Source organism: Cryobacterium sp. TMT2-18-2 (assembly GCF_004402245.1).
In the GTDB taxonomy this organism is placed as follows: domain Bacteria; phylum Actinomycetota; class Actinomycetes; order Actinomycetales; family Microbacteriaceae; genus Cryobacterium; species Cryobacterium sandaracinum.
The window spans coordinates 1-11,521 of sequence record NZ_SOFU01000001.1; the positions used below are offsets into that span (position 1 = coordinate 1).

Sequence of the window (11,521 nt, forward strand, 5' to 3'; positions counted from 1 at the left end):
GCGAGGCCGCCGACCACAATTCCGCCATGAGCACGCAGATGACCGAGCGCTTCTCCGCGCCCGGCGCCACCCTCGTCAAGCTGTTCGGCCGGCCCGACGAGGAGGCCGAAGAGGCCGTCTCAGCGGCTCCCGGGAGGAGTAAAAGATGGGTTTGTGATGGGGTAGTCAAATCTCTTAACCAAAAAAGTCCCGGAAACCCTTGAGTTTCCGGGACATTTGGTGGGCTGTTTACGAAAGCCAGCAGGGCGCGGATCGGCGGTGAGGGTTGAACTCCATTTCCTCCGCAGCCCTCATTCTTTTCCTCCAGGAAGGCCAGCGCCTGACCACTGACTCCCGATCTGACCCAGCGCGAGGCGCGAATTCATTCGCTGCTCGGCCTCAGACGAAGGCGACCGCGCGAACCGGCGCCCCGTCGCCGCCAAGTCGCAGGGGGAAGAAGCCGATCCGTACCTGTGGGGGCAGGTCATCCAGTCCGCAGAGGTTCTCGACGATCAGCCCGCCGCGGCCCAGCACGACCTCGTGCACGGGAAAGGCGGCCGAGGACGTACCGGTCGGGTCGGGACTCAGCGTGTCGACCGCGAGGATCCGCATCCCGCGAGCGACGAGCTCGCTCGCAGCACCGGCATCGAGGGCCGGATGCCGCACTGCGCGGGCGTCGCCGAACCACCGCGCCCAGCCCGTGTCGATCACGACGATCGGGGGCAATCGATCCGGTAGCGGATGCTCCGCATTCAGCCGGTCCCACCCGTATACCTCGCCCTCGGCGAGCGCTCGCACCCGCACCACCAGCGCGTCGCCGAGGAGCTCGTCGAGGGCCACATCGGCCATTGTCCGGCCGCCGGGGACGGTATGGGACGGCGCATCTATGTGCGTCCCGGTATGAGACCCCATTCGCAGCCCCGTCACGGCCACCCCGTCGCGGTCGAGGTCCAGCGCGGCGTCGACGTGGACCGCCGGGTCGCCGGGATACACCGGCATCCCGTCGGTGATCGGGTGGGTGAGGTCCCGGAGCGCCGTGCGCGGCGGCGCTCCAGGGCCGTCAGCGAGGGGTGTCGGCATCGGCGAGGTGCTGGCTGGGCTCGAAAGGCGTCTTGCTGCGGCGCGCGAGCGAGAAGGCCAAGTACACGGCGAAGGTCAGGAGGAATGCGGGAACGGTCGCACCGAACGGAAGCGGCCACACGTACGCCCACACGTAGGCGGACACCGCACCGACCACCCACGACGCGACAGCGAGCCAATTGATGCCGCCGGTGTACCAGTAGCGACCGCCTTGAGCCTTCAGGATGTCGGCGCTGTAGCTGCCGCGAGCGACGATGTAGTAGTCGACGATCATGATCGCGAAGATCGGTGCGAACAGGGCACCGATCGTGACCAGGAAGGTCGTGAACTGGGCCAGCAGACCGAAGAAGGTCGAACCGATGATCGAGATGAGCCCGAGGACGATCGCGGTGGGCAGGAACTTCACCCGGCGGCCAGGGAGCGCGTTGACCACGCTTGTGACCATGCCGTAGACGACCATCGTGTTCGTCGCCATCACGGATAGGAAGATCGCGACCGCGAACAGGGTGCCGAAGGGTTCGATGATCGTCACAGGGTCGAACGCCATCGCGTCGCCGCCCCGCAGGACGACGTAGCCGATCGCGCTCGCGCCGAGCGTCATCGAGATCACCGTCGACAGGGTGTAACCGATTCCCGAGCCGACCACGCCCGCGCGGGTCGTCGATGCGAAGCGGTTGAAGTCGGCCGAGAGCACCGTCCACGATATGGCGGTCGCGACCACGACATCGAACGCCAGTCCCGGGGAGTAGAACGGCTCGAGCGTCGCCGGGATGGCCGCGAACTCTGCCGGCGGGAACGTAGAGAACGCTACGACGAAGATGTAGGCGGCGATCGCGAGGATGACCGCGGCGAACCACGGTTCCACCCGAGCGACTCCGGCGTGGCCGAAGATCGCGAGGATCACGACGATCGTCTGGCAGAGCACCGCGAAGATGACGGGGTTCGAGAACCCGGTCATCGACGCGACGATGTAGTTGAGGGCGATCCCGGCGAGCATCGCCTGCACCCAGCTCCAGCCCATGAGGATGACCACGTTGGCGGCCACCGGCAGCAGGCTCCCGCGCGTCCCGAACGGTCCGCGCGTGATTGCCATCGTCGGCAGGCCGGTGCGCGTTCCGATCGCACCGACCGTCACGAGCACTGCTGCTCCGACGATCGTTCCGCCCACGATCAGAGCGATGACGAGGCCGAACGGCACATCCGGCACGAAGAGCGTGCCGGTCAGAAGGGTGGTGACCACAAGGTTCGCGGCCAGCCAGATCATGAGCACGCGGCCGAGCGAGTAGGTTCCGCGAACCGGGCCCGCGTCATCTGAGTTGGTGTCCAGTCGGCGTTCAAGAAGGGTGTAGAGCGACATCTTTGGGCTCCTCTATGAATAGGGACTGGTCAGGGCTGGGGTGACAGGTGTTCGTGGATGGCGATGAGACCGGCAGAATCAGACCGGAAGACGATCGTTTCGCGCTCCCGGTAAGACATGGGTCCGTCCGCGGTGCTCACGCTCGTGCTGACGGAGTGGGTGAAGACGGCTCCGCCGGGAAACACCTGCACCGCGGCCGCGCTCGATGCGCAGGATTGCACGCTCCAGCCGCCGCCCACCCATTCCTCCCACATGGCTTCGTAGGCAGCCCGGTCCTCGATTCGCGCAGGTTCGGTGTGGAAGACGAAGGTTGCGTCAGGTGCGAAGAGTGAGAAGTAGCGCGGGCCGTCGGTGGCGGCGAACGCCTCGACGATGGCGGATGCCGCGGCACGGACTTCTTCGTCCGTTGGGGTGGGCAGTGTCATGGGTGTCTCCTGCGTCGGGCTTGTCGGTCGGGTTCGGGACTTCTACGTCAGGTCGGGGCTTTGTCGGTCGGGGTGGGTCACCCCAGGCGCCATCGCGCTCAGCAGCTCGTAGACGATGTGGCTGGCCGCGACAGCGGTCAGCTGGGCATGGTCGTACGCGGGGGCGACTTCGACCACGTCGGCGCCGATGATGCGCAGGTCGGCCAGGGCACGCAGCATCCGTAGTAGTTCTCGACTCGTGAGCCCGCCCGCCTCCGGAGTTCCTGTTCCCGGCGCGTGGGCGGGGTCGAGTACGTCGATGTCGATCGAGATGTAGAGCGGCGCGTCTCCGACTCTGGCGCGGATGCGTTCGATGGCGGCCGCGACGCCGTGCTCTTCGACGAATTCGCTCGTGACGATCGCAAAGCCGAGCCGGGCGTCGTCTTCGAGGTCGTCCTTCGAGTACAGGGGGCCGCGAATTCCAACGTGCATGCTCGCGGTCAGGTCGATGATGCCTTCTTCGGACGCCCGCCGGAAGGGGGTCCCGTGAGTCATCGGCGCCCCGAAGTACGTGTCCCACGTGTCGAGGTGGGCATCGAAGTGCAATACCGCGACGGGCCCGTGCTGCGCGTGCGCGACGCGGAGCAGCGGCAGAGCGATCGTGTGGTCTCCGCCGATGGCGACTAGTCGGTCGGCGTGCTCGCTGAGCTGGCGCGCGCCCGCCTCGATCTCGGCCACGGCAGCAGCGATGTCGAACGGGTTCGCGGCGATGTCGCCGGCGTCGGCGACCTGCTGGGCGTCGAACGGGAAGACGTCCTGCGCAGGGTTGTACGGTCGCAGTAGGCGCGAGGCCTCGCGCACATGCGCGGGGCCGAACCGAGCACCGGGTCGGTAGCTCACTCCGCTGTCGAAGGGAATCCCGACGATCGCGATGTCTGCCCGCTCGACCTCGTCGAGCCGCGGGAGTCGCGCAAAGGTCGCGATTCCGGCAAACCGGGGCACGACACTCGCGTCCACCGGCCCGCGGGGCTCATCCGTAGCATCTTTGCTGAACGGTTGCATATTTGACAACTTTCGGTACGCTATAGACAACTTCAGCGCTACCTTACGCTGCCCCGTGCAGATCGTCAAGGACGAATGTGTGAGCAGCTTCGAGGAGGAACTGTGCGCGCCATCCACCCCACCGCCGAAGGCACCGCGACACCCATCGGCGCCAAGCTGCGCTCCGCGCGCACCGCTCAGGGCATGTCACTCGCCCAGGTCGCTCAGACGACGGGCCTCAGCAAGGGCTTCCTCAGCCGGGTCGAGCGCGACGAGACGTCACCGAGCGTGGCAACGCTTGTCCAGTTGTGTCAGGTGCTCTCGTTGCCCGTCGGAGCGCTCTTCGCCGAGCCCGACGTTCACCATGTCGCGTACGCCGACGCTCCGCGGATCAACTTGGGCGGAGTGCACGCCGACGAGCGACTGATGTCGCCGCGCGGCGAGGAGCGGGTTCAGCTGCTGCGATCAGAACTCGAGCCGGACGCGCACGGCGGGACCGATCTGTACACGATCAACTGCGACGTCGAAGCGCTCCACGTCGTCTCGGGATCACTCACCGTGCGATTCGCCGGTCGCACCGTGGCCGTCCACGCCGGCGACGCACTGACCTTCCCCGGTCGAGAGCCGCACACCTGGCAGGTCGAGGGCGGCGAGCCAGCCGTCGTGCTGTGGGTCATCGTGCCCGCGCCGTGGAGCGGCTCGGCCTGACCGAGACCGCGTCGTATTCGAACCCCAGCGCGCAGATCAGCGCAGGCAGGGGCGCGGCCGCCCCGAAATCGTTGAGGAATCCGCTGATGGCATCCAGGAGCCCGGCAGATAAAACCCTGTCCAGGTCGGGACCGAGGCCGGTCATCCACTTCGTCCCTTCCGCAGCGCGGTGGTCCGCCACAGCTTCGTCGACGCGTTCGAAGGCGACGCTCGGGCCGGCGAAGTCGAACTCGGCCGCCCGCAGCACATCCGGGTCCACGTCGACCGCTTCACGCTAAAGCCTGTCCGCGTCTCACTCTGAACGTTAGGCTTGCTAACAGAACCCTTGAGATCGGAGGAGCAGCATGAATGGTGACGGCACACAGAATGAACCGATCCAAGACCAGCATTCTCAATCGGACGAGGACAAGGTGGCGGGGATTCTCGCACAGGAGGAAGCTGACCTCGCCGGCCACAGCGAACACCAAGTCCTCGACGCGCTGCGTGAACGATTCGCAGATGCTGGACACACTGTGAGCGAAGAAGCACTCCAAGACCATGCGCGTCGAATCGCCGGTCTCGACCCGAACGATTTCTCCAGCAAGACACGATGACTTCCTAGNGTTCTGCGTGGGCGTTCAGGAACGGCGCAGAAACCGGATCAAAACCGCGGACCCAGGCCAGCGACAAACAGTAGCGTCGCCGCGGTCGGATGCCAGAAACGGGAGCGAGTGACCTCTAACTCTCTCCCGGCTTCATCAGCAACGGGGTCGTCCCGTCCCCTTCCCAGTATCGCCAGGAACAGAGATCTCAATAAAAATCGATCAACGATGGTTCGGCGACCGTAAGGTGGTGCGCGAGGGAGAATGCTCCGCACGGTCCCGGATGCCCCGGAGTATACGCTCGGTCATGAGGAAGCTCACCATCTCGATCGGCTCCACGTGCACCTTGGCCCAGTCGGTGAGGTACGCGTACCGCTCGCGAACGACAAGCCGCGTCGACCCGTCGGTTCGAGGTTGAAGGACAAACGCCCACGTGAAGTCGTAGGGCGCTCCGGCGCCCGAGCCGTCGAGGGCGACCGCTCCGCGCAACACGAGATGGTGCTCATCCTTGAGATGGACAACCGACAACACGACCTCGGGAGCACCCTTCGGCCGGGCTGACAGGATTAGAACCTGCGACCCCTTGAAGGCTCAGGCCTTAATTCTGTCTTCGCCGAATATCTCGCAAACTCGCGGATTCCCTTGTGCGTACAGGGAACCGGGCGGTTCACTGCCCCCAATTGTACTTCGTCTAATTGGGTCGAATCGAGATGAATGTGATTAGTAAATGATGACCGTTTGAACCGTCGCGGTCGGCACCGCGATCCCAAGTCCTTCAGCACCTTGTGTCGCAACTTAGGACTCTGAGGGCACCAAGGGCAGTTCGGCTCCGTAGTTCCACGACAAGATGGCCGGCTGCTCACGGTAGAAGCTGAGCAGGGCGACTGATCCAGCATCCAGGGTGATTTGAGCACCGAATCGAGGGGCCATCCTCAGGTACACGGCGGTGAGAATGCGCAGGAAATGGCCGTGCGCGATCAGGGCGACATTTCGACATCGCTGCCGGGCCAAGACGTGTTCATGTGAACATCTCCCGCGTCCACGGCGATCGTTCTGGTTAGGCGTTCAACGGGTCAGATGACGCATGTCGGCTCGACGGGTTCGGCGGCAAGCTCCTCGACCTCGGCGCGCCCGGTCGCATAGTCTTCGGCCCACCGCGTTGCCGCGAACATGTCTTCAACGAGGGCATTGCGTTGTCTACGCAGACGACTGCGGTGCTATTATCGGATACGTAAACTTATGAGGTGAGATTATGACCGCATCATCGCTTTTCCTTCGCTCAATTCGTCGCACCCAGGGACTGTCGCAAGGAGTCGTCGCTAAGCGCGCCCAAACCTCTGTGCCGGCTCTCTCGCACATCGAGAATGGGAGGCGTGAGCCAAGCGCAGCAACACTGGACAAGCTGCTGCTCGCCACCGGCAACCGCCTGGGCGTGGTGCCTACCCGCCGAGCAGGGTCTTTAGAAGCTGGTGCTGCAATCCGCGACGAACTCACGAGTGGTGATGTGCCGTCCGCGTTTCGAAGCTTCATCCAGTTCAGTGACAATTTGGCGGCTGAAGACGGCGTCACGCGTGTCGTCCTTGCAGCGAACGAGCCTGAGCCGACTGGTTCCGTGCTGTGGGACGCCGCCCTGGCAGCGGTCTCCGAGTACTGGCTTCGACGGGATGGACTCCCTATCCCTCAGTGGGTTGAGTCCCCCAGTCGTGCCGTGCCACAGCGAACGATCCTTTCAGGCAGCGCCTACACGAGGACGATTCGGGATGAGAACGTGCCGGCAGAGTTCTCCCGTCGCAACATAGCGCTAGACAAGTCCGTCCTGGCGAGTGTCTAAGAATGCCGCAGAGCGCTAACCGTCTTGGCCGAGCCGACCTGATCGACGGCCTCCACGACCTTGTCCAACGTCTGCATGGCGACGGTCAGAGCACCGCTGTGTATCTCATTGGAGGCGCCGCATTGTCCCTTCGATACATCCCTGATCGTGGCCTCACCGACGATATCGACGCGAAGATCCATCCCTCTGCCCGAGCACTGGAGTACGCCCTCGAGATCGCCGACGACCGAGGGTGGGGTGGCGACTGGCTAAACACCCACGCGGAAACATACATCCCCATCGCGAAGGACCCCGGCTGGGAATCCCTCTACGACGATGAATGTGTGTCCGTGTGGGTGGCCTCACCTGAGTGTCTGCTCGCCATGAAGCTCAAGGCCTCCAGGCCCGGCCGCGATGACGACGACATCGCGGTCCTGCTTGCTCTGGTCGGCATCAATTCCGCGGACGAGGCGGAGGAATTGTTCGAGGAGTACTTCCCCGGGGAAATACTCCAACCACGGGCATTCGACATACTGGATGACATCTTTCATCTAGGACTGCCACCGGTGCCCGCAGCCCCGCCGGCTCCAGAACTGGGACCGTCCCGGAGCAACTAGCGACCCAGAAACGAATGTTGTCGCCAATCTGGCAACGCAGCAAGTGACGACCGGTACTCGTGGCTCGGCGCAGTGGTCACGGTACCGAGTGGAGGGGCGATCTCGGTTCGGGGGGATGCCGGCACCGCGCACGAGCTGCTCGGCCGCCGCGGCTGACCGGTCAGGGCGAATCACCCGAAGGTCACCGATTAGTCGGCGGGTACTCGGAGTCGAGTCGATGAGCGAGCCGGCCACCGCAGGATTCTTTGGCTAAGGTCCTTTCGCCCAAGCGACCTGCGCTAACTCGGCGAAGCACCGGGTAGCTGCGCCTGCCTCATCAGGGTGGTCTTGACACGGTGAGCGGCCTGCCACCCAATCGCTACCCCGACTACTGCGCCAAGGAACAATCCCAGAAGCCCATAGGTGGCGACGCCTGCGACTGCCACGTACCAGATGACAATCGCGAGCAGCATGAACGCTATCGCGAGGAACCCCTCTCGATTCTTCGGGATCGGCGCGAAGATCCGGTACAGCTCGGGCGAGGCCAACGCCGTGGGCGTCGCTATCGTCGGTCCTCCGACGACACCGGCAAGCACGCTGGAAACCCCGAAGCCTCCGCCGATTGTGGCCAGATAGTGACCCGCACTCCATCCGACTGGGCCAAGAATTCCGACGAAGGTGGCGACCGAAATTCCACCGGACCAGGCGATAGTCGCGAGGTAGACCGTCCAGTATGTTGCTCCAAGCGTTTCCGCTCCCTGCAAGTAGACGACGCCGAACGCGGCCAGGGCTGGCAGCACGACGCTCAGTGTCAAATTGATGCCCTGGCCCGTCCCTTTGAAAAAGAGGTTCGCGGGACTCCCGTCCCTTGTGTCGAGCAGGCTCGTCAGTGCTGCTTCACCGTCGTCGCGGCCGTCTTCGTTAGCGTCGTGTGTCTCCCCGCTGGCATTGGCCAACACCGAGAACGCAATATTTGCTCCAGCGACGAGTGGCGGCCCGGGGTCGGCCGACGATTTGCTCGGCGCGCTATCTGGCAAGGGGCCCGTATCCTGTTGCTGTTGTGCCGGAGCGCGAATATTGCTCCGCAGTTGCCCATCCAGACCACATACTCTGATCAGACCGCCCCCTGGGGTGAGGCTCTTGCGGCCTGCGGCGATCGCGTCGCTTTGGGTGGCGTGTGTGGAAATCGTCGTGTCGGGGCTAAACGAGCTTCGAAGGGCCCATTTGGGCACGTGCACACCAGGGGTGACTACACGGATGCTGTCCATCAATTACCTCCAGGTCGTGATTGACCGAAGTATGCGCCGAACGTGGTGCCTGCGCCAGAGCCAAGGATTGCGCGAAAGCGTATGACCGCAGATCCACGACCGCCAAATCGGCATCATCAGTACCGCGACGGACAAAGTGAACCGTCCCCGGCTTTTGGCCGCTTCTACGCAGATGCTTGCCGCGGCCGGTCCCCTGCCGTGGACGAGCCAGTCTCAGACCGTCAAGACCGGAATCCCAAGGGAGGAGACCAGCTGGCCGATGTCCATCGTCGCCTCCAACCCCACGCCTCGAGGGACGGGGACGCGGGAGACGGGGAGGAAGGAGATTTCTCGTTCGTGTTCATACCCTCGACGCCGAGGGCGTGTTGCTCGAGGTCGGAGGACAGCTCGCCCCCTCATCGACGAGGTCGACGCGCCGGTGGCGGCAAATCCGCCAGGACACCGGGCTGGACTGGGTCACCGCACACGGTCCGCAAGACGGTGGCGACCCTGATCTCGGAGCGGGTCGACACCCAAACAGCGTCCCAGCAGCTCGGCCACTCATCCCCCGCCATCACCCGCCATCACCCGCGAGTTCTACATCTCCAAACCCGCCATCGCCGCCGACGTTGCCTAAGGTGCTCGAAGAACTAGCCCGTCCAGAGATGACTGAGCCGCCATCCACCCTTCGCCGAATGACTCGGAAGACTCGCGGATTCCCTTGTGCTTACAGGGAACCGGGCGGTTCACTGACGCCAATTCTAACCGGTCGATTTCGGTCGGCCAAGAACGATTCTGATGGGTAAGTGATGGGCTCTGAACGCCTACTCGAGGACCAGAAGTAAGGGCCGGGCCGAACACCTGCCACGCGGCAGATTCGATGGCACAGATCTGGCAGTCCGCCGCACAGCGTTGTTGAGCTACGGGGCGGCGCGGTTGCCTCTGCCTGCCATTGGTGTCGCGGGCGTCCTCGTGCCCTGTATGGATTTGATAACGATTGACGGTAATAACGCTGAGCGTTATGCTAATCGTGTGATCCAGACGTTCGCAGAAAACGACACTGAGCGCGTCTGGCAGCGGGTCCATGTGCGCAAGGTTGGCCCCGACTTGCAGCGAATCGCGAACCGAAAGCTACTGATACTCGACGCCGCTGAAACCATCAATGACCTGCGCGTTCCACCGGGCAACCGTCTCGAACAGCTGCAGGGCAACCGAAACGGCCAACACAGCATCCGCGTCAACGACCAATGGCGCATCTGCTTCACGTGGACACCCGCTGGGCCAATAGATGTCGAAATCACCCACTATCACTGAGGAGATATTGTGACTGCCGCACACGAGCCCATTCACCCCGGCGAGATTCTTCTCGAAGAATTCCTCACTCCGCTTGGCATCAGCCAATACCGTCTTGCCCAGGCGATCGCCGTGCCCCCGCGCCGCATCAACGAGATCGTTCATGGCAAACGAGGTATCAGCCCGGACACCGCCCTTCGGCTGGCACGAGCACTCGGCACAACTGACCGATTTTGGATGAACCTCCAGACCCGATACGACCTTGACGTACAATTTGCTGCTCACGCGGGAGAGCTCAACCAGATCCGGTCACTCCTGAGCGCCTAGCGAGGCCGATGCGCCCACTGAGGGTTCCCCAACACCACTCCCCCGAGACTTCGGAATCTTCGCGACTTGGCGCTGAATCTGCGTCCGTCGAGGTCCGACTTGCGGACCATTAAAGGCGGTCACCGTGGAGCCGGGGGCGAGTTGTAGGGTGGTGCCGAGCCCGCCCAGCGCTAATTCAAAAAGCTAGCGTGTAGGCGCCCCTGCAATCGTGGCTCGGCGAAGGGAGTGGTCATGGCCGGCCGGTTCGTTTACTGGATGAATGTCTCGCTTGATCTCTTCATCGAGCGCGAGGTGGGTGAGCACGGTGACATCGGAGGGCCCAGTTGGATCCGCCTGGGCGAGCCGCTGCATCGCGAATTCAACGCTCGCGCGCGGGCACTGGCGATGATGGTTCAGGGCCGCAAAGTCTACGAGATGATGGATCCGTTCTGGCCGAACGCTCGCACAGACGAATCCCTTCCGGGCTTCCTGCGCGAGTACGGCGAGATCTGGACGGACAAACCCAAGGTGCTCGTTTCGCGCACGCGCACCACGGCCGAACACAACACGCGCATCATCGGCGACGACAACGCGATCGAACAGCTCGCCGTGCTGCGACAGGAGACGGACGGAGAAATCGGCATCGGTGGCGCGAACCTCGCCACCCAGCTGATGCGGGCTCACCTGCTCGACGAGCTCTGGCTGTTCACGCACCCTGTCGTGCTCGGAGCCGACCGGCAGCTCTTCGACGCTCTCGACCAGCCTCTCGAGCTCGACCTCTTGGAACAGGATTCGTTCGACCAAGGAGTGACGATGCACCGGTACGCGGTACGCGGTGCGCGGGGCACGTTAGGGGTCACTTTGTGGGCCCTAACGGCGATCAGCAGCCGGACAGTGCCGTGGAGACGATCACGCCGAACGGCGTGGTGGGGATCCCGCTCGTCATCCACTCGTCGTCACTGTTTGCGAAGGTGGGATAGGTGTCAGCCAACGTTGTGACGACGCGGTCGATCAGACGCTCGCGAAGGTATCTGCCCATGCAAGAACGCCGCGTTCGGCGAACTCGTTCGGCACGTCATCACGTTCGGGCGCGGGGTCGGCCGGGTCGACCCGGAACAC

At 63.8% G+C, this 11,521-nt stretch carries 15 protein-coding genes and 1 pseudogene; 8 read left to right on the plus strand and 8 right to left on the minus strand.

The annotated features are described in order from the left end of the window. On the plus strand, positions 1 to 203 hold a 203-nt coding region (locus tag E3O22_RS16180), incomplete at its 5' end, for a hypothetical protein (RefSeq protein ID WP_134397060.1). 175 nt (positions 204 to 378) lie between these two features. Here the strand turns inward: E3O22_RS16180 and E3O22_RS00010 are convergent. Genes E3O22_RS00010 through speB form a run of 4 tightly spaced genes read right to left on the minus strand, consistent with a single transcriptional unit; the run spans position 379 to position 3,882 of the window. Next, the gene (locus E3O22_RS00010) at positions 379 to 1,059 is read right to left on the minus strand and encodes a cyclase family protein (RefSeq protein ID WP_134395295.1); all 681 of its coding nucleotides are present in this window, start codon (positions 1,057 to 1,059) and stop codon (positions 379 to 381) included. After that, positions 1,040 to 2,416, minus strand: coding sequence for a cytosine permease (locus E3O22_RS00015; protein ID WP_134395296.1), 1,377 nt, complete (start codon positions 2,414 to 2,416; stop codon positions 1,040 to 1,042). The genes E3O22_RS00010 and E3O22_RS00015 overlap by 20 nt, the downstream gene beginning before the upstream one ends. 29 nt (positions 2,417 to 2,445) lie before the next feature. After that, positions 2,446 to 2,841, minus strand: a complete 396-nt coding sequence (locus E3O22_RS00020; protein ID WP_104194493.1) for a nuclear transport factor 2 family protein — start codon at positions 2,839 to 2,841, stop codon at positions 2,446 to 2,448. Positions 2,842 to 2,883: 42 nt separating this feature from the next. Continuing rightward, a complete protein-coding gene (gene speB, locus E3O22_RS00025) occupies positions 2,884 to 3,882 on the minus strand; it encodes an agmatinase (protein ID WP_134395297.1) in 999 nt (332 codons plus the stop codon). A 102-nt stretch (positions 3,883 to 3,984) separates the two neighbouring features. Here speB and E3O22_RS00030 point away from each other — a divergent pair, with 102 nt between their 5' ends. After that, a complete protein-coding gene (locus E3O22_RS00030; protein WP_104100433.1) occupies positions 3,985 to 4,569 on the plus strand; it encodes an XRE family transcriptional regulator in 585 nt (194 codons plus the stop codon). On the opposite strand, the gene E3O22_RS00035 is transcribed toward E3O22_RS00030, so the two are convergent. Further along, positions 4,535 to 4,828 (minus strand): hypothetical protein, encoded by a 294-nt coding sequence (locus E3O22_RS00035; protein ID WP_134395298.1) that lies wholly within the window; start codon positions 4,826 to 4,828, stop codon positions 4,535 to 4,537. The genes E3O22_RS00030 and E3O22_RS00035 overlap by 35 nt on opposite strands. Positions 4,829 to 4,913: 85 nt before the next feature. On the opposite strand from E3O22_RS00035, the gene E3O22_RS00040 reads away from it, so the two are divergent. Continuing rightward, entirely contained in the window at positions 4,914 to 5,162 is a 249-nt protein-coding gene (locus tag E3O22_RS00040) for a hypothetical protein (RefSeq protein ID WP_134396027.1), read from the plus strand. Positions 5,163 to 5,372: 210 nt separating this feature from the next. Here E3O22_RS00040 and E3O22_RS00045 read toward each other — a convergent pair whose 3' ends face one another. Both E3O22_RS00045 and E3O22_RS00050 read right to left on the minus strand, forming a co-directional pair. Beyond that, complete coding sequence (locus E3O22_RS00045) at positions 5,373 to 5,681, minus strand: hypothetical protein (protein ID WP_134395300.1); 309 nt, start codon at positions 5,679 to 5,681, stop codon at positions 5,373 to 5,375. Between the two features lie 264 nt (positions 5,682 to 5,945). Next, positions 5,946 to 6,164 (minus strand): annotated as a pseudogene (locus tag E3O22_RS00050) (histidine phosphatase family protein); the annotation flags it as partial. 238 nt (positions 6,165 to 6,402) lie between these two features. Here E3O22_RS00050 and E3O22_RS00055 point away from each other — a divergent pair. Beyond that, complete coding sequence (locus E3O22_RS00055; protein ID WP_134395302.1) at positions 6,403 to 6,981, plus strand: helix-turn-helix transcriptional regulator; 579 nt, start codon at positions 6,403 to 6,405, stop codon at positions 6,979 to 6,981. Between the two features lie 2 nt (positions 6,982 to 6,983). After that, positions 6,984 to 7,577, plus strand: coding sequence for a DUF6036 family nucleotidyltransferase (locus E3O22_RS00060; RefSeq protein ID WP_134395303.1), 594 nt, complete (start codon positions 6,984 to 6,986; stop codon positions 7,575 to 7,577). Positions 7,578 to 7,855: 278 nt separating this feature from the next. Here E3O22_RS00060 and E3O22_RS00065 read toward each other — a convergent pair whose 3' ends face one another. Continuing rightward, positions 7,856 to 8,827: a DUF2188 domain-containing protein gene (locus E3O22_RS00065; protein ID WP_134395304.1), complete on the minus strand. Its 972-nt coding sequence runs from the start codon at positions 8,825 to 8,827 to the stop codon at positions 7,856 to 7,858. A 957-nt stretch (positions 8,828 to 9,784) separates the two neighbouring features. On the opposite strand from E3O22_RS00065, the gene E3O22_RS00070 reads away from it, so the two are divergent. The 3 genes from E3O22_RS00070 to E3O22_RS00080 all read left to right on the plus strand — a co-directional run bounded on the left by E3O22_RS00070 (position 9,785) and on the right by E3O22_RS00080 (position 11,401). After that, a complete protein-coding gene (locus E3O22_RS00070) occupies positions 9,785 to 10,117 on the plus strand; it encodes a type II toxin-antitoxin system RelE/ParE family toxin (RefSeq protein ID WP_304988615.1) in 333 nt (110 codons plus the stop codon). A gap of 9 nt (positions 10,118 to 10,126) precedes the next feature. Next, positions 10,127 to 10,423 (plus strand): HigA family addiction module antitoxin, encoded by a 297-nt coding sequence (locus E3O22_RS00075; protein WP_370448420.1) that lies wholly within the window; start codon positions 10,127 to 10,129, stop codon positions 10,421 to 10,423. A 231-nt stretch (positions 10,424 to 10,654) separates the two neighbouring features. Continuing rightward, a complete protein-coding gene (locus tag E3O22_RS00080; protein WP_134395307.1) occupies positions 10,655 to 11,401 on the plus strand; it encodes a dihydrofolate reductase family protein in 747 nt (248 codons plus the stop codon). The last annotated feature ends 120 nt before the right edge of the window (positions 11,402 to 11,521 follow it).

Excerpts from the sequence above, each read along its gene's own strand:
- E3O22_RS00055 (WP_134395302.1), top strand. The coding sequence starts at position 6,403 with ATGACCGCATCATCGCTTTTCCTTCGCTCAATTCGTCGCACCCAGGGA.
- E3O22_RS00010 (WP_134395295.1), bottom strand. The coding sequence starts at position 1,059 with ATGCCGACACCCCTCGCTGACGGCCCTGGAGCGCCGCCGCGCACGGCG.
- E3O22_RS00020 (WP_104194493.1), bottom strand. The coding sequence starts at position 2,841 with ATGACACTGCCCACCCCAACGGACGAAGAAGTCCGTGCCGCGGCATCC.
- speB (WP_134395297.1), bottom strand. The coding sequence starts at position 3,882 with ATGCAACCGTTCAGCAAAGATGCTACGGATGAGCCCCGCGGGCCGGTG.
- E3O22_RS00040 (WP_134396027.1), top strand. The coding sequence starts at position 4,914 with ATGAATGGTGACGGCACACAGAATGAACCGATCCAAGACCAGCATTCT.
- E3O22_RS00060 (WP_134395303.1), top strand. The coding sequence starts at position 6,984 with ATGCCGCAGAGCGCTAACCGTCTTGGCCGAGCCGACCTGATCGACGGC.
- E3O22_RS00070 (WP_304988615.1), top strand. The coding sequence starts at position 9,785 with ATGGATTTGATAACGATTGACGGTAATAACGCTGAGCGTTATGCTAAT.
- E3O22_RS00015 (WP_134395296.1), bottom strand. The coding sequence starts at position 2,416 with ATGTCGCTCTACACCCTTCTTGAACGCCGACTGGACACCAACTCAGAT.
- E3O22_RS00080 (WP_134395307.1), top strand. The coding sequence starts at position 10,655 with ATGGCCGGCCGGTTCGTTTACTGGATGAATGTCTCGCTTGATCTCTTC.